Consider the following 374-nt stretch of genomic DNA (forward strand, 5'->3'; position numbering starts at 1 on the left):
CTGCAACGCCTGCAGTTCCAACATTAAGCGCTGTAACCCAGCCGACATGTTCAACAGCAGCAGGAAGTTTTACAATATCAAACTACAGTGCTTCTAATATTTATGCGGTAAGCCCTTCAACAGGAGTTACCCAGTCAGGAAACACGATTACAGCTCCGGCAGGAAGTTATACAGTAACAGCTACGGCTAACGGATGTACTTCGGCTGCTTCATCAGCTGCGGTTATCAATGCTCAGCCTGCAACTCCTGCAGTTCCAACATTAAGCGCTGTTACTCAGCCGACATGTTCAACAGCAGCAGGAAGTTTTACAATATCAAACTACAGTGCTTCTAATACTTATGCGGTAAGCCCATCAACAGGAGTTACCCAGTCA

The 374-nt window shown here is 46.3% G+C and carries 1 protein-coding gene; it reads left to right on the plus strand.

Annotated features, from left to right (window positions below):
• Positions 1–374 (plus strand): hypothetical protein (locus FLAPXU55_RS19920; RefSeq protein ID WP_219637278.1); only part of this gene is annotated, 374 nt, incomplete at both ends.

The organism is Flavobacterium panici, from assembly GCF_903819335.1.
Lineage (GTDB): Bacteria > Bacteroidota > Bacteroidia > Flavobacteriales > Flavobacteriaceae > Flavobacterium > Flavobacterium panici.